Below are 15,881 nucleotides of genomic sequence, written 5' to 3' on the forward strand. Positions count from 1 at the left end.
TTTTGAAGATTAACACAAAGAGAGTTAAAAGTTTTAGTTGCAACTACCCATTACCACTAGTCTATAATACAAAAAGAAGACATTCTACACCCTTTCGTTTATACTACTTGGTATGCTGTGGTATTTTATGATTGGTGCGTATTACGATATGTACTAGTTACACACTGTAGAAAAAGAAAGAGTAGTAAGATCTCACTAATAGTAAAATCATATCTCCTATTTTACTATTACAAAGGAATTTTGAATAGAATAAAATGTGTTAATTTATGAAACAGTGTTCTGCCATTTCTACGATTGAGAAAATAATTCAAGGGTATGCTCATACTCTATTCTTTTAGGTTCAGTCATAGAATTAGATTTTACATGCATTTCCCCCTAATTTAGTAACTCCTTCGTAATAAGTAAAGTAAAATTACAGAATAAGTGAGTGGGTTGGTAATTAATTAGATAGAACATTGGGACGATGGAGGCATATAGGGAGCATAAACTGAATCGTTTCTCTATAAATAAAAATATTGACTAGTTAACTAAGTAACTATTTGTTATTCACCAAAATAATACCTATATTGAATAGTGTAATATCAAACCTTTATCTATTATGATTTACAGGTTTAGCTCAACTCCTAGTAAGGTGTACAGAGTAACTACAGGTACACTGACGATTTTAGCCCTCTTTCTGTTGGGTCTAATGGTTTTGAGCGTTTTCAAGGAATATTATATACCTGTGGGTATCTATTCTTTCTTATTCCTTGCAGTAGTTGCATTAAGATTGTACATCTTTAGTTCAAAGATAAATGAAGTGGCTGTTACAGCCCAAGAAGTAATAATAAGCACACAGTTCTCCGAAATTGTGATTCCCCTATCGGCCATTGCCGATGTTTATGCCGCAGATGTAATTAGCGAATCTACTTTGCAGGTTATGGGTGCCAATATGGTTGTAGGGAATTTGCCTCGTTACTTCAACTCCAATCTGAAGAATCATCGCTTCTATATAAATAATAACAGTAATTTGGTATGTATGCATACCCAATACTACACCTATCAATTTAGTTGCGACAACCCTCTTCAACTAGTTCAAAGGATTGAAGAGAATCGTTCTTTGAAGTAGTTTCTTTTATAAAAAATAACCCAAAAGTGTGATACACTTTAAGCTTTGTCATGTTCTTTATACAAGCTCAAATACATATTGAAGCTAATATTTAGAACTTATGTTTAATAACATGTATAGCAGAGTGTTAAAAGGATATTTTTAACACCTAATGAGCCTTTTCACACTAAACAAATTAAGGTTTTTGTTGGTTATATTATATATAGAGAACTATTACAAATAATTAATAAAATAAAGAAGAGCTTATGCTCTAAACTCAATAAATAAATAGATACGTGGTTTGTTATTAAGCCCAATAACAAATTAAAGTATCGCAGTTTTTAATCTTTTAAAATTATATAGTATGGATAATGTTCAATTAATCAATCAAGCAGTAAACTTATTCTTCCAGCGTAATCCTGCTATAGATGTAGCGATTCCAAAGGATTTAATGCCATTATGCATTGAATTGGGATTATTTGGAAGTGAAGAACAAACAGGCTGGCCATTGCGCAATGTGTTGACGGATATAGATCAAGAGGGGAATCTTAAACTTATCCCTAGCATGAAGCCTGTACGTAAACCAAAGAACACTTATTGGTTCTTTGTTAGAAAAAATAAGGAATAACGCACGTATTCTCCTGTAAGTCTACAAACAACAAAAAGTATGTTCAGCAACTAACAACATTGAGCCTACCCAAAAGTACTAGACATGTAGTGTGAAAAAATTTGAGGCATCTGTGAAGTAGAAATTCTCTCTAAAACAGATGCCTTCTTTGTGTCTTACCCCTCTATTCTACTTCACTCGATACTTTATAAAAGTATTATATATTTCTATTATTCAATATTTTAAAAGATACTGTATATCCGTATTGGCTAGCCCAACTATCTTATTAAACCTTTGTTGAAAGATTTTCACGAAATAGTATGCTCTTATAATCTTTTCTTTACAAAGTTTGTTATATTGAGTATAGAACATTAACTCATTTAAAACCAACCGACTATGACAAATTTTATTGTAGCATTATTGATTATGGCAGTGGGCATCATCGTTAGTATGTATGGTTCCTCCCTCAATAGTAATCTTTTAAATGTAGATTATATTTTTGTAGCTCCTTTCTTTTATTACCTAGTAATAGGAGTATTTCCTCGCTTACAAAATAAAAACTTAATGACTAGTTTGGGCGGTATATTAATGTGTATCGTGATATATGCTTTTATTAATTATTGGGGAGATATGGAGATTATTACTCCTATTTTAATCACTGCTGTTGTGAGTACACTGATAACCTATGTGTTATTACGTTTAATTTATAAAAGAGAATAGTTGCTCTGCTTGGGGATTACTAAAAAGAATAACTATATTTCCACAAATTATCTAGAATATGGAAAAGAAACAATTGACTCCAGAAGAAGAGCAAGCCCAATTGGAATTAAGAATTAAGCAATTAGAGAAAGAACTAGAACACGCAAATTTGCAAAAGCTTGCCTTGAATACTCTCATAGATATTGCCGAAAAGAGCGAAGGCATACAGATTAGAAATAGAAAAAAGACTAAGCCACCAAAGTCTTAGCCCTGCATGTATAAGCTAAAAGAACTACTCATCCCTATCGAAGTCAAAAGAAGAGAACTAAAATATTTGTTGAATATACTTTGTCCTATCTCTTTTGTATTTATCTTTAGGGATAACCCAATATCAACATGAAAAGACTATTCATTATTTTTTGTTTATGCATACTCATCCCTCATGCTATCCAAGCGATAAATCCTATTCAATGGGGTGTTACTATAGGAGCTAGTAGATCTACAATAAAAGATAATCCCTACTCGTCTGTAGACCCTAAGTGGGGCTTTCATGGAGGTGTAAAAGCTATTTTGCCTTTGCAAGGTTTTTTCTATTTGGAAGGTAGTGCCTTGTTTTCTGGCAAAGGTTATAAGGCAGATTGGTATGTGAATAATGATCAACCCCCTGCTGGCACACCATCTAATGAAAATGGAGGCTCTGAATTAACCCGAACTAGCTATTATCTTGATATCCCCGTCCATATAGGATACAAATATCCTTTCATACACGGAGTTAGTCTATATGCTAGTGTGGGTCCCTATGTGGGAGTTGGGCTTTTTGGTAAAGAAGAAACCCATTCGGGTACTTATAAGGAATCAGTTGATTTATATGAAACAGGCTCGGGAGATAAGCGTTTCGACTTTGGAATGGGTTTTCGTGTTGGAGCCGAACTAGGCAATCACTTTCAACTTGGCTTTGGCTACGACTGGGGCTTTATAAAGAGTTCTGTTGATGATGATTCTCAAAATAGGAATTTACTCTTTTCTCTCAGTTATCTGTTTTAGTAGAGAGTCTGAGTAAAGGATATTACAAGAGATTACTTTTTGCAAGTAGTCTCTTTTTTATATCTCTACTTTGTATAAAAATTCGTTTCTTTTTACGCTATTATTCTGAAAGAGTCAAAGTAGTGTTTTAACTAGGTCAAAAACTCATCATGTCGGTGTCATGTCATTCTCTTGTCGGTGTCAAAACAGGCTCATACTTTTTGCGTCAAAATAGCGCATAATTATTCTATTTAAGATCTGATAAATATACAGCTATTCATCTTCACTTTTTACGCCGAAATACTCTGAAGAGGTAGAAAACATCCTCCTCCCTTGCTAACCAATTTCAGTAAACAGGTATTGTTAACTTTTTTAAGAATAGCAGCAGAGCTGAATAGAGTTATCTATCTGATTTATAACCGCATCATCCCAGAATCATTTTTATCTTTGAGTATAGAGGGACATTTACAAAAAAGATTTTAACTTCTTTTTATGTTATACAACAGATAGGTGAATTAATATCTAACCTTTGCATCTGATACAGATTTACTTATCTTAGCGACCGAAATTAAGACATTAAACGTAACTAACACTCAAAATGACACAAACTAACCAGCCTATGCTTAAGGGTTATTCACAAGCCTTCTGGGTGAGCAACCTTGTTGAATTGTTTGAACGTATGGCCTACTATGGCGTATTTATCGTTCTGACCATCTATTTATCTACCATACTAGGATTTAATGACATTGAGGCCAGTATCATTTCGGGATTATTCTCGGGAGGACTCTACTTACTGCCCATCTTTACGGGAGCTTATGCCGACAAAATAGGTTTTAGAAAATCTATGCTGATTGCCTTTTCTTTACTTACCATAGGGTATTTTGGATTGGGTATCTTACCTAGTCTACTTCAAGCTAGTGGCTTGGTAGAGTATGGAGAAACTACTGTATTTCACGGATTACAACAAAGCAACGAACCTTGGCTCATAGCCCCTGTGCTTTTTGTGATTATGATAGGAGGATCTTTTATTAAATCTATTATCTCTGCATCTGTAGCCAAAGAAACGACAACAGAAAACAGAGCAAAAGGTTACTCTATCTTCTATATGATGGTAAACATCGGAGCTTTTACAGGGAAAACTATTATCGACCCTCTAAGAGGTGTGGTTGGAGAAAAAGCATATATCTATATTAACTTCTTTGCCGCAGCTATGACTCTAGCTGCTCTTATTGCGGTGTACTTCTTTTACAAATCAACCAAAACAGCTGGTGAAGGAAAAAGTATGTCAGAAATCTTCCAAGGATTTAAGCGAATTACGACCAACTGGAGATTACTTATCTTGATATTAATCGTAACAGGCTTCTGGATGGTACAACATCAGCTTTATGCTACGATGCCTAAATACGTAATCCGTCTGGCTGGCGAAACAGCAAAACCGGGGTGGATAGCCAATGTAAACCCTTTTGTTGTGGTATGCTTGGTAAGCCTCATCACCCGATTAATGGCAAAGAAATCGGCTATCTTCTCCATGAATATCGGTATGTTTTTAATCCCTCTTTCGGCACTCGTTATGTCGCTAGGAAATGTATTCAAAGTAGAGTTCTTTAGTACCATCAGCAACATTACACTCATGATGGTGCTTGGTATCAGCATTCAGGCTTTAGCAGAGTGTTTTATTTCTCCTCGCTATTTGGAGTATTTTTCACTGCAAGCACCCAAGGGAGAAGAGGGAATGTATTTAGGATTTAGTCACCTGCACTCCTTCTTGGCATCTATCTTTGGATTTGGTATTTCGGGGGTACTTTTAAGTAAATATTGTCCAGACCCTACCCTCTTTGCAACCCGTGCTGAGTGGGAAGCAGCGTCGGTTAATGCACATTATATCTGGTACTACTTTGCAGCTATCGGATTAGTAGCAGCATTCGCTCTATTAATTTTTGCAAGGGTAACAAAAAAATTAGATAAGCAAAAGATAAAATAGCGATAAGCCAATCCTATTTTTTGTATATTTGCCGTTGAATGACCGTTCGTTCAGCGGCATTTTTCAAATTAAGGTAATAATGAAAGTACAATTTATAAGCCTAGGCAGTGGCAGTAGTGGGAATTGCTATTACCTGGGTACCCCCAATTATGGCATTCTAATAGATGCAGGGATCAGTGTCCGAGCCATTAGAAAAGCACTTAGAGAGATTAATGTTGGCATGGAAATGATTCATGCTATTTTTATAACACACGACCATGCCGACCACATAAAGGGCGTGGGACACTTGGGAGAGAAACTAAACATACCCGTTTACAGCACACAAAAAGTACACGAAGGGATTAGCAAAAATAGGTGTATGCACGAGCCTTTGGGGCATTGCGTGCGTTATCTTGAAAAAGAACAACCTTTTGAGCTCAATGATTTTCACATCATCTCGTTTGAGGTTCCGCATGATGGTACAGATAATGTAGGGTATTGCATTGAGATAGATGGCAAGGTGTTTACCTTTGCTACCGACTTAGGAGAAATTACACCTACTGTGGCTCACTACTTGAAGAAAGCCAACTATCTTATTTTAGAGGCCAATTATGAAGATGAAATGCTACGCATGGGTAAGTATCCTCAGTTCTTAAAAGATAGAGTAGCTAGTCGTACAGGACATATGAGTAATACAGATACAGCCCTCTTCTTGTCGGAAAACTATCAACCCAATTGGAAGTATGTATGGCTTTGCCACTTGAGCAAGGATAATAATCATCCTGAACTAGCCTACAAAACCATGGAATCGAAGTTGAGAGAACACAATATCATCCTAGGTAAAGAACTTCAACTAAGTCCGTTGAAAAGAACAGTGCCCTCAGAACTATACGAATTTGAATAATAAAGGATAAGCATTTATGGAGAACCGCAAAGGAGCTAGAAAGATAGACGAGATACCCTCGGCAGTACTTGAAGTATTGAATCGGGGGCAACTACCTACAGTGAATCTAGTAGAATGGCTTGCTATCGACCAAAGACAACTGCTTCAAGCTGTTCTCCCCATTTCTTATCATACACCCCTATTAGAGCAGATTGAAAGTTCAAAAAGTCAGTCGGCTCTAGCTCTTATCAAGCTGATAGGGACACAACTTTATCAGATTACCGATGAGGTAGAAAGACATCGGCTATCTACCTTTTTACAAGAACACCCTGCCGATATTCCTCGCTGCTGGGCAGCCATTATGGTGGGACAAAGCAATGCTTCTCTAGCAGAAAAGCTTCAACAGATACTTCCCTTTGCCAAGGACAATCATTTCGGCGTACGAGAAATAGCGTGGATAGCCATACGTGAAGATATTCTCAGTCGGCCCGAAGAGGCTTTCAAGCTCCTGTTACCTTGGACTACCGATGCAAATGAATATGTAAGAAGATTTGCTTCTGAATCTACTCGTCCCAAAGGAGTATGGTGCAGACAGTTCTCTTTTATTCAAGAAGAGCCTACTTTAGCTCTTCCTCTCTTGGAAAACCTACAAGCAGACTCCTCTAAGTATGTTCAGGATAGTGTTGCCAACTGGCTAAACGATTTGAGTAAATCTCAGCCACAGCTGGTCAAAGATGTTTGTAGCCAATGGACTCTCAATCATCCTCAATCTAAAGCTACAGCATACATCGTACGCAGAGCTTTACGCTCATTCAAGTGATTATTCCTTGATCCACTCGTACTCAAAGTTGTAACGAACAGATTGTTTCCCCTCTTTGGCTGAAGTTAATACAACCTGAAGAGGTAACCCTTCTTTTGTGAATGTATAATCGGCACTTTGATTGGGTATGTACAAATCATTATCAGACTCTTGTTGGGTAATCACATAATCGAAAGTTCCTAGAAAACCACTATACAGCAATTCGTAATGCTTATTGATAGGGTGATAATCCAGATATTGCACATCCGCCATATTTAGATTATCTCTTTGCTCTATAGTTAGTCGAGCCGTATATTTCAACTCATCCATCAGGAAGTTGCGCACGGTAATCTCTCCCTCTTTAAATTTGGAATAATCCCACTCTAAGCGATAATACTCTTTTTCAGTCTTACGCACCATATCTCTTATCTCACTGATATAAGGTTTATTATCCATATAGATGTATTTCATCAAGAAAGCATGCGTACTATTTTCACTCCCTGCTGTAACTTTTAAAGCATAAGTACATACAGAGGGATAATCAGACAAATAGTATCTTGACTCATAAAGGTTGGTGTTATTCTTCCATGAATCATAGGTATAGTGATATGGTGCTTGCTTATCTGCTACCGTATCTATTCGTGTAAGATTACTAGTAGAAACATATTCTTTTCCCGCAGTATTTCTCAAACTGATATATTGGCTAAGTGTGCCATCCTTACCGAAATGAAAGGATTCTTTTTCCAACAACGCTACATTTCCGTCATAATGCTTTACAAAACTTATTGATTTTAGATTCTCACTGGGTTTAGGAAGAAAATCCACACAAGAATCATCGTTAGAACAAGCTGCAAACAATAAAACTACACTAGCCAAAAACACAAAGTGATTCATTCTCATTTTATATCGTTCCTTATATTCAATGTTTTAAAATTAAGAACTAATCTATTAATAAGGAAACGAATGGTCAAAATAAAATCTAGTTAAAATAAAAGACAAGTCTTTTGTCAGTATTCAAATCTCTTATTTTTCTTATCCTCTCTATTTGACTATATTTGATAATTCGTTTCATTCAATAATTATAACTAAACAACATGAAGAACTTCTTACTTAGTGCTCTTTGTCTTTCCTTTGCGGTAGGGGCTAGCGCACAAGACACGCCACTCTGGATGCGCTATGCTGCAATATCCCCCGATGGCAGCGAGATTGCATTCACTTACAAGGGTGATATCTACAAAGTTCCAAGTTCGGGAGGTAAGGCTATCCAGCTCACAACACACCCCGCACACGATACACAACCCGTGTGGTCTCCCGACGGAAATAAAATTGCTTTTGCTTCCAACCGTGAAGGTGGATTCGATATTCATCTCATGTCATCAAGAGGTGGAGCTCCTACCCGCCTAACTACACACTCTGCCAATGAATACCCTATTGTATTCCGTGATAATGAGCATGTGCTTTATACGGCAAACATTATGGCAGATGTTAAGGATGGTCATTTCCCCTCATTTTCTCAAGTGTATGAAGTGGATACAGAAGGCAAACGTCCGGCTCTGTTCTCTTCTATGCCACTAGAGGACATCTCTTTCCACCCCACAGAAAACAAAATTCTGTACCACGATAAGAAAGGCTATGAAGATCCATGGCGTAAGCACCATCAATCTTCTATTGCAAGAGATATTTGGTTATGCGATTTGAATGGGGAAAGAACTTATACCAAGTTGACTAATTTCAGAGGAGAAGATCGTAATCCATCATGGACTGCTGACGGAAACTCATTCTTCTACTTAAATGAAGAAGATGGCTCTTTTAACGTGTACAAACGCAACTTAGATGGTTCAGATAAAAAACAACTTACACATCTCAAAAAGCATCCTGTACGCTTCCTTACTCAAAGTAAAGCAGGTGTGTTATGTTTTGTGTATGATGGCGAAATCTATACACTACGTGAGGGAGCTGAACCTCAAAAAGTAAGTATTGAAATCATTACCGACCAACAAGAGTCTGCTGTAAAACACTTTAACTTCCGTACGGGAGCTAAAGAAATGTCGGTGTCTCCCAATGGAAAAGAAATAGCATTTATCATCCGTGGAGATATTTTTGTTACCTCTATCGAATATGGTACAACTCGACAAATAACAAATACGCCCGAGCAAGAAAGGGATGTAAGTTTTAGTCCTGATGGAAGATCACTGCTTTATGCTGCCGAACGAAATGGCGCATGGAATATTTATCAAACTACCTTAGATATTAAAGATGAGAAAGAGTTTATTTATGCACAAAGCTTTACAGAAGAGCAGCTAACAGATTCTGATAAGGCCTCTTTCCAACCTCTTTATTCTCCAGACGGTAAGTCAGTAGCTTTCCTTGAAGATAGAACGACTCTAAAGGTACTTAATCTAAGTAATAAAAAGAGCAAGACGGTCTTAGACGGAAAATTCAACTACTCTTATTCGGATGGAGATCAATGGTTTCAATGGGCTCCTGATAGCAAATGGTTATTAACTCAATACATCGGTATTGGAGGATGGAATAACGTGGATGCTGCCCTTGTAAAAGCCGATGGTAGTGGAGAGTTGACCAACCTTACCGAGAGTGGTTATACGGATGGCAATCCTCGATTTGTACAAGATGGTAAAGCTATGCTTTGGTTTTCAGACCGTGCAGGATATCGTAGTCATGGTAGCTGGGGTGCCCACATGGATGCCTACATCATGTTCTTCGACCGTGAAGCGTATGATAAGTTTAGCCTAAGCAAAGAAGAATTGGCTCTTTACGATGCCGAAACAAAAACGAAGAAAGAGATAAAGAAAGAAGAAAAAGAAGCTGATAAGAAAGAGAAAAAAGAAAAAGAAGGAGATTTAACTCCTGAAAAGGTTAAAGATCTGGAGTTTGATCTAGATCATCGTAAGGATTTGGTTATTCGCCTTACACCAAACTCTTCTTCTCTGGCTGATGCTTATTTGAATAAAGAAGGAGATAAGCTCTATTATCTATCTCGCTTTGAAAAAGGATACGACCTTTGGGTACACGATTTAAAAAAGAAATCGAGCCGCATCCTTGTAAAAGGTGCTGGTGGCGGTGGACTAGAAGTAGATAAAACAGGTACTCACCTATATCTATTGAGTGGCGGACAACTGAAGAAGATTACTATTGCTTCGGGTGCTGTATCTTCTATCAGTATGAATGCTCAGTTTGATTATAAGCCCGAACAAGAGCGTGAATACATCTTCAACCACGTGTGGAAACAAGTCAAGGATAAGTTCTATGTGACCGACTTGCATGGTGTAGATTGGGATGGTTACAAAACAGACTATGCTCGTTACCTTCCTCATATCAACAATAACTTCGATTTTGCAGAAATGCTATCTGAACTATTGGGTGAATTAAATGCTTCTCACACAGGGGCTCGCTATTATGGTGGAAGATCTTCTCGTCCAACGGCTGTTCTGGGTGCTTTCTTCGACAATGACTATCAAGGCAAGGGACTGAAGATCAAAGAAATTCTTCCTTTGGGTCCGCTAGGTGGTGCTAAATCAAAAATCAAAGAAGGCTCTATCATCTTAAAGATTGATGGAAAAGAAATTCAGGAGGGCGAGGATTATAGCCAACTTCTTGCTGGCAAGGCAAACCAACGTGTTTTGATTTCTTATAAGGTAAAACCTTCTACTAAAACAGAAGAAGAATGGATAAAACCTATCTCTCAAGGAGCACAACAAGAGTTGTTATATAAGCGCTGGGTAGAACAACGCCGTCAGATGGCTGAAAAGATTTCGGGAGGTAAAATAGGATATATACATGTGAAAGGTATGGATAGTGAAAGCTTCCGCCAAGTATATTCAGACCTACTGGGTAGGTACCGTAATGCAGATGCTGTTGTTATAGATACACGTCATAACGGTGGTGGCTGGTTGCACGACGACTTGGTAACCTTGTTAACAGGAAAAGAATACCAGCAATTTGCTCCTCGTGGACAATACATAGGAAGTGATCCATTCAACAAGTGGACAAAACCATCGGCTGTATTGATATGCGAAGACAACTACTCTAATGCTCATGGATTCCCATGGCTATACAAAGAGCTAAAAATAGGTAAACTGATTGGTGCGCCCGTACCAGGTACTATGACTGCTGTATGGTGGGAATCTCAGATTGATCCAAGCATTGTATTTGGTATTCCTCAGGTAGCTGTTAAAGATATGCGTGGAAATTATCTTGAAAATCAAGAACTATTCCCCGATATTGAAATCTACAACGATCCTGCATCGGAACTGAAAGGTGAAGACTTACAGCTGGAACGTGCAGTGAAAGAATTGATGGAACAAACTAAATAAAATCTAAGCAACATAGGCCTAGATATCCATAACGAAAAGAGCTAGATGACCCCAATCATCTAGCTCTTTTTTCCTTTTGACACTGTTTTACAAAAAGCGCGACTATCACTAGTGGCATCTTTTCTAACTTTTAACTAATACCTATGACTTCTTTTATTTTTTTGTCTAGTATAAAGATCTGATCTCTTTCCCAACTTATTTCATAATGATATTAAATCTACACTTCCATCCCCATCTTTTTACTGGTTATTACAAAAAAGAAATATGTTTGTAACAACTTGCCTTATTTTGCTCTTCTTCAAGAAAGCGAGTCCTCTACTACCGTCTGTAAATGACGGAATAAACATTTCTATCAAACCAAGAGAATATTTTGACTAAGGCATGTACACATCATGACACCGACATGTCATCATCATGTCGGTGTCAAAGTGTATCTAGGGCTATATCAAATTCAATGAAAAAAGGTGTACATTTTATATTTGTACACCTTACAGTTCTATGATTTAATATCCTTTTTAAGCTTTATTTTTATCAAAATGAACGAGCAGATTCTCATCTACTTCATATCTAGAAACGGGTGTTGCACAATCTTTACAGATAGGAACAATGTAATATTGCCCTTTGTTACAATCAACTTTTTCAACCAAGCAACCCATAATGTCCTCTACTTTACATTTTGCTTGATCACAAGATATAGCTTTGTCTGCAACTTCACCTTTCGCTTTCTTCCAGCGCATTAATAACTCAGGAAACGGAGTTGATACAACTTTAACTTTCATCTTCGTATATTGTTTAAAAAATTAATAATTTGCTTCTTTGATTCAGTATCAAGATAAGCAAAGTAAGAATATCTTACTAACATAATTAGCTAATATTTGTTTAATAGCTTCTCCCTTTTGCTATTAAAGTAAGGAAGAATTGCAAGAGCATAACAAAGATAAGAAATGCTTTACAACTCGCTTTTTAATTGACTTTTGCTTCGGTTGGTAATCAGATTTTCTGTACTTTAGAGGTTGATTCTGAGGATGTATAGAATCGCCTTAAATAATACCCCAATTGATAATAACGAGAATATGGCTAAAGACGGAACAATAGTAGTAGTAGATGACAATAAAAATGTCTTAACGGCATTGAAATTACTACTGACCAACTATTTTGAAAAAGTGGTTTTACTCTCCTCTCCCAACACCTTATTACACCAAATAGAAGAACAAAAACCCCATGTTATCTTACTCGATATGAACTTTTCGAGTGGCATAAACTCGGGCAACGAGGGTTTGTTTTGGCTAAGAGAGGTAAAGAAATACAATCCCAATATTCCCATCGTTCTTTTTACTGCCTATGCCGATATAGACTTAGCCGTAAAAGCACTGAAAGAGGGTGCTACAGACTTTGTAGTGAAACCTTGGGATAATGCTAAACTTCTGGCAACACTTCATTCTGCCAAAGCTCTAAATGATTCTCGCAAAGAGGTACAACAACTAAAAGATCGTCAGCAAGCTTTTCACACCGAGCTAAACACCGAACAATCTATCTGTTGGGGCGAATCTCCTGCTATGGTACATCTGCACAACATCATAACCAAAGTAGCTCGTACCTCAGCCAATATATTAATAACGGGAGAAAATGGTACGGGTAAGGAAGTTGTAGCCCGCAAAATACACAACCTCTCGCTTCGGGCAAACAACTCCTTGGTAACTGTCGATATGGGTGCTATTGTAGAAACACTCTTTGAGAGTGAACTCTTTGGACATACCAAAGGCTCTTTTACAGATGCCAAGGCAGATCGAATAGGTAAATTTGAATTGGCAGACCAAGGTACACTCTTCTTAGATGAAATAGGTAATCTAGATGTATCTATGCAAGCCAAGCTCCTTTCTGCACTCCAAACTCGCACTGTCACTCGTGTAGGCAGCAACCAACCTATTCCTATCAACATCCGCCTCATCTGTGCTACCAACACAGATCTTCCTTTGGCAGTAAAAGAAGGTGCTTTCCGTGAAGACTTATTCTATCGTATCAATACCATCGAACTGAGAGTTCCTCCTCTTAGGGAAAGAGTAGAAGATATCCCTCTACTTGCCCAGTTCTTCTTAAATAGATATGCAAAGAAGTACCACAACCGTACGATGAATATTTGTGCTGAGGCTATCTATAAATTACAAAAATACAATTGGCCCGGGAATGTAAGAGAACTTCAGCATGCTATTGAGAAGGCTGTTATCCTCTCCGACAAACCGAGTCTTGAGACTGATGATTTTATATTAAGAATGGATACCTCTCTCGCACAAACCTCAATGGACGGTTTAACCTTGCAGGATATGGAGAAAAAGATGATAGAACAGTCTTTAAAAGTCAATGAGGGAAATATTTCTGCGGTAGCTAGCGAATTAGGCATTACTCGCCCTACGCTCTACAACAAGATGAAAAAGTATCAACTATAAAGAGTGATGTGATGTTTAAATCAATTGATTACAAACTTGGAGCCAATCTATTCCTCTTGATAGCTACTGCTATAGCAATTCCTTTACTTTTTATCTATGGCTTTATCTCCATAGGAGTATTCGCTATTCTGCTTCTTTTCATTTTACTTTATCAAATCAACAAGCTCTATAGCAAATTGACTAAGAATGTGGTATTCCTCTTTAATGCGATAGAAAATGGAGATTATGCTTTTAAGTTTCAAGAGAATATCGGCTCTATGCGTGAAAGAGAGCTACACCGAGTAATGAATCATATCAAAGATATCCTAGCCCAAACCAAACGAGAAATTGTAGAGCAAGAACGTTTCTTTAGCATCGTGATAGAGAATGTATCTACGGGTATCATTATTCTCAATGAGCAGAATCAAGTGCAAACGGTTAATCATGCTGCCGAGCAACTTCTAGGCTTACCCATCTTAACTCACCTGAATCAACTACAAAGTATTAATTCAGAACTGCCACTGCTATTCAAAAACTTAGAACCCAGTAAAGAACCCAAGCAGATTACTGTCCATACGGAACGAGGCGACTTTCAACTGAGTTTAAGGGCAGACCGTGTGAAGATGCAACGAGGAGAGATAAAGATTATCATCTTAAATAATATCAATATTGAATTGGATAGTAAGGAGATGGAATCGTGGATCAAACTGATACGTGTGATGACTCATGAAATAATGAACTCTATTGCCCCCATAACTTCACTCACAGACACTCTCCTCTTCAATCTCAAAACAAACACGACTCATTCTGAAGAAAAAGAGATACTCACAGAGGGACTAGAGACCATACATACTACGGCCAAAGAGCTATTGCAATTTGTACAGTCTTACCGACAGTTTACTCGTATTCCTGCTCCACAACCTGTCTCTTTTGATGCAACAGCATTGATAAACAAAGCCATCTTACTCACAAAAGAAAATAGCTTGGCAAAGGCAGTTACGTTCTCTTTTGATGAAAATACTCCTCACCTCATTACTGCAGACAGAAGTCACTTTTTGCAAGTAGTACTGAATCTGCTAAAAAATGCTGTTGAAGCAACTGCTCATCAGGAAGATGGAAAGATAGAAATAACATTTGAAGATCATGATTCAGACTATGATATCATTCACATCCGAAATAATGGCTTGCCTATACCTAAGGAGGTTGCTGCCCAAATCTTTATTCCTTTCTTCACCACCAAAGAACAAGGTACTGGCATTGGTTTAAGCATCAGTAGATATATTATGCGTATGCACGGAGGCACTATCACTTTACAGTCGAAGGCAGAATACACACTTTTTTCACTCTACTTCCCTAGAAAATAGAAAAAGAGGATTAACAGACACTCTGATTAATCCTCTTTTCGCACACTAATAACACTATATAGATAGGAAAAACTAAAGATGGTTGGCTACTTCTGTAACAATACTACCATCAAATAAATTCACGATACGATGAGCAAAAGAGGCATCATGCTGAGAGTGCGTTACCATCACAATGGTTGCTCCTTCTTGATTGAGTTGAGTAAGTAAGTCCATCACGTCCCTCCCATTCTTTGAATCCAGATTACCCGTAGGCTCATCCGCCAATATAAGTTTGGGATTGGCTACCACAGCACGAGCAATAGCCACACGCTGTTGTTGTCCACCCGATAACTGGTTGGGGAAATGGTTGATACGATGACTAATATTCATCTTCTTCAAAGCAGCCTCCACCCGTTTCTTTCGTTCGGCAGACTTTACATTTAAATAGATCAGTGGCAACTCTACATTCTCGTACACCGTCATTTCATCTATCAAATTAAAGCTCTGAAACACAAAGCCAATATTACCCTTACGAATCTTTGTCCGATCTTTCTCTTTCAACTGTCCAACTTCTTTACCGTCTAGTTTATACAGTCCTGTTGTAGGATTATCTAGCAAGCCAAGAATATTGAGCAAGGTAGACTTACCACAGCCCGAAGGTCCCATGATGGCCACAAACTCTTTGGGCTGCACATGTAAATTGATATGATTAAGAGCTATCGT

Annotated in this window: 14 protein-coding genes; 11 read left to right on the plus strand and 3 right to left on the minus strand. The window is 37.6% G+C overall.

The window, feature by feature from the left end:
• The first annotated feature begins 598 nt into the window (after positions 1–598).
• From K8V80_RS00510 to K8V80_RS00545, 8 genes are all read left to right on the plus strand, one after another.
• Positions 599–1,108: a PH domain-containing protein gene (locus K8V80_RS00510; protein WP_006745057.1), complete on the plus strand. Its 510-nt coding sequence runs from the start codon at positions 599–601 to the stop codon at positions 1,106–1,108.
• 343 nt (positions 1,109–1,451) lie between these two features.
• Positions 1,452–1,715, plus strand: coding sequence for a hypothetical protein (locus K8V80_RS00515; RefSeq protein ID WP_006745058.1), 264 nt, complete (start codon positions 1,452–1,454; stop codon positions 1,713–1,715).
• Positions 1,716–2,090: 375 nt separating this feature from the next.
• Entirely contained in the window at positions 2,091–2,414 is a 324-nt protein-coding gene (locus tag K8V80_RS00520; RefSeq protein ID WP_006745059.1) for a hypothetical protein, read from the plus strand.
• Between the two features lie 58 nt (positions 2,415–2,472).
• Positions 2,473–2,661 carry a hypothetical protein gene (locus K8V80_RS00525; protein ID WP_276774572.1) on the plus strand — a complete coding sequence of 63 codons (189 nt, stop codon included), beginning with the start codon at positions 2,473–2,475 and terminating at the stop codon, positions 2,659–2,661.
• 128 nt (positions 2,662–2,789) lie between these two features.
• Positions 2,790–3,437 carry a porin family protein gene (locus K8V80_RS00530; RefSeq protein ID WP_276774574.1) on the plus strand — a complete coding sequence of 216 codons (648 nt, stop codon included), beginning with the start codon at positions 2,790–2,792 and terminating at the stop codon, positions 3,435–3,437.
• A gap of 577 nt (positions 3,438–4,014) precedes the next feature.
• Positions 4,015–5,397, plus strand: coding sequence for an MFS transporter (locus K8V80_RS00535; RefSeq protein WP_006745062.1), 1,383 nt, complete (start codon positions 4,015–4,017; stop codon positions 5,395–5,397).
• 79 nt (positions 5,398–5,476) lie between these two features.
• Positions 5,477–6,280 (plus strand): MBL fold metallo-hydrolase, encoded by an 804-nt coding sequence (locus tag K8V80_RS00540; protein ID WP_006745063.1) that lies wholly within the window; start codon positions 5,477–5,479, stop codon positions 6,278–6,280.
• Between the two features lie 16 nt (positions 6,281–6,296).
• On the plus strand, positions 6,297–7,079 hold the full coding sequence (locus K8V80_RS00545; RefSeq protein ID WP_276774579.1) for a DNA alkylation repair protein: 783 nt from the start codon (positions 6,297–6,299) through the stop codon (positions 7,077–7,079).
• On the opposite strand, the gene K8V80_RS00550 is transcribed toward K8V80_RS00545, so the two are convergent.
• On the minus strand, positions 7,080–7,958 hold the full coding sequence (locus K8V80_RS00550) for a hypothetical protein (RefSeq protein WP_276774582.1): 879 nt from the start codon (positions 7,956–7,958) through the stop codon (positions 7,080–7,082).
• 194 nt (positions 7,959–8,152) lie between these two features.
• Between K8V80_RS00550 and K8V80_RS00555 the strand changes: the two genes are divergently transcribed.
• Positions 8,153–11,392, plus strand: coding sequence for a S41 family peptidase (locus K8V80_RS00555; RefSeq protein ID WP_276774585.1), 3,240 nt, complete (start codon positions 8,153–8,155; stop codon positions 11,390–11,392).
• A gap of 515 nt (positions 11,393–11,907) precedes the next feature.
• Here K8V80_RS00555 and K8V80_RS00560 read toward each other — a convergent pair.
• Positions 11,908–12,171 carry a hypothetical protein gene (locus tag K8V80_RS00560; protein ID WP_006745068.1) on the minus strand — a complete coding sequence of 88 codons (264 nt, stop codon included), beginning with the start codon at positions 12,169–12,171 and terminating at the stop codon, positions 11,908–11,910.
• A 294-nt stretch (positions 12,172–12,465) separates the two neighbouring features.
• Between K8V80_RS00560 and K8V80_RS00565 the strand changes: the two genes are divergently transcribed.
• Complete coding sequence (locus tag K8V80_RS00565) at positions 12,466–13,836, plus strand: sigma-54-dependent transcriptional regulator (protein ID WP_276774591.1); 1,371 nt, start codon at positions 12,466–12,468, stop codon at positions 13,834–13,836.
• An 11-nt stretch (positions 13,837–13,847) separates the two neighbouring features.
• Positions 13,848–15,179, plus strand: coding sequence for a sensor histidine kinase (locus K8V80_RS00570; protein ID WP_276774594.1), 1,332 nt, complete (start codon positions 13,848–13,850; stop codon positions 15,177–15,179).
• A 72-nt stretch (positions 15,180–15,251) separates the two neighbouring features.
• On the opposite strand, the gene K8V80_RS00575 is transcribed toward K8V80_RS00570, so the two are convergent.
• On the minus strand, positions 15,252–15,881 hold a 630-nt coding region (locus K8V80_RS00575), incomplete at its 5' end, for an ABC transporter ATP-binding protein (RefSeq protein ID WP_276774597.1).

This window comes from Bacteroides coprosuis, assembly GCF_020741705.1.
Lineage (GTDB): Bacteria > Bacteroidota > Bacteroidia > Bacteroidales > Bacteroidaceae > Bacteroides_E > Bacteroides_E coprosuis.

Coding starts and splice junctions, on each gene's coding strand:
- K8V80_RS00550 (WP_276774582.1), bottom strand. CDS start 7,958: ATGAGAATGAATCACTTTGTGTTTTTGGCTAGTGTAGTTTTATTGTTT.
- K8V80_RS00510 (WP_006745057.1), top strand. CDS start 599: ATGATTTACAGGTTTAGCTCAACTCCTAGTAAGGTGTACAGAGTAACT.
- K8V80_RS00560 (WP_006745068.1), bottom strand. CDS start 12,171: ATGAAAGTTAAAGTTGTATCAACTCCGTTTCCTGAGTTATTAATGCGC.
- K8V80_RS00570 (WP_276774594.1), top strand. CDS start 13,848: ATGTTTAAATCAATTGATTACAAACTTGGAGCCAATCTATTCCTCTTG.
- K8V80_RS00525 (WP_276774572.1), top strand. CDS start 2,473: ATGGAAAAGAAACAATTGACTCCAGAAGAAGAGCAAGCCCAATTGGAA.
- K8V80_RS00530 (WP_276774574.1), top strand. CDS start 2,790: ATGAAAAGACTATTCATTATTTTTTGTTTATGCATACTCATCCCTCAT.
- K8V80_RS00535 (WP_006745062.1), top strand. CDS start 4,015: ATGACACAAACTAACCAGCCTATGCTTAAGGGTTATTCACAAGCCTTC.
- K8V80_RS00520 (WP_006745059.1), top strand. CDS start 2,091: ATGACAAATTTTATTGTAGCATTATTGATTATGGCAGTGGGCATCATC.
- K8V80_RS00545 (WP_276774579.1), top strand. CDS start 6,297: ATGGAGAACCGCAAAGGAGCTAGAAAGATAGACGAGATACCCTCGGCA.
- K8V80_RS00540 (WP_006745063.1), top strand. CDS start 5,477: ATGAAAGTACAATTTATAAGCCTAGGCAGTGGCAGTAGTGGGAATTGC.
- K8V80_RS00565 (WP_276774591.1), top strand. CDS start 12,466: ATGGCTAAAGACGGAACAATAGTAGTAGTAGATGACAATAAAAATGTC.
- K8V80_RS00515 (WP_006745058.1), top strand. CDS start 1,452: ATGGATAATGTTCAATTAATCAATCAAGCAGTAAACTTATTCTTCCAG.
- K8V80_RS00555 (WP_276774585.1), top strand. CDS start 8,153: ATGAAGAACTTCTTACTTAGTGCTCTTTGTCTTTCCTTTGCGGTAGGG.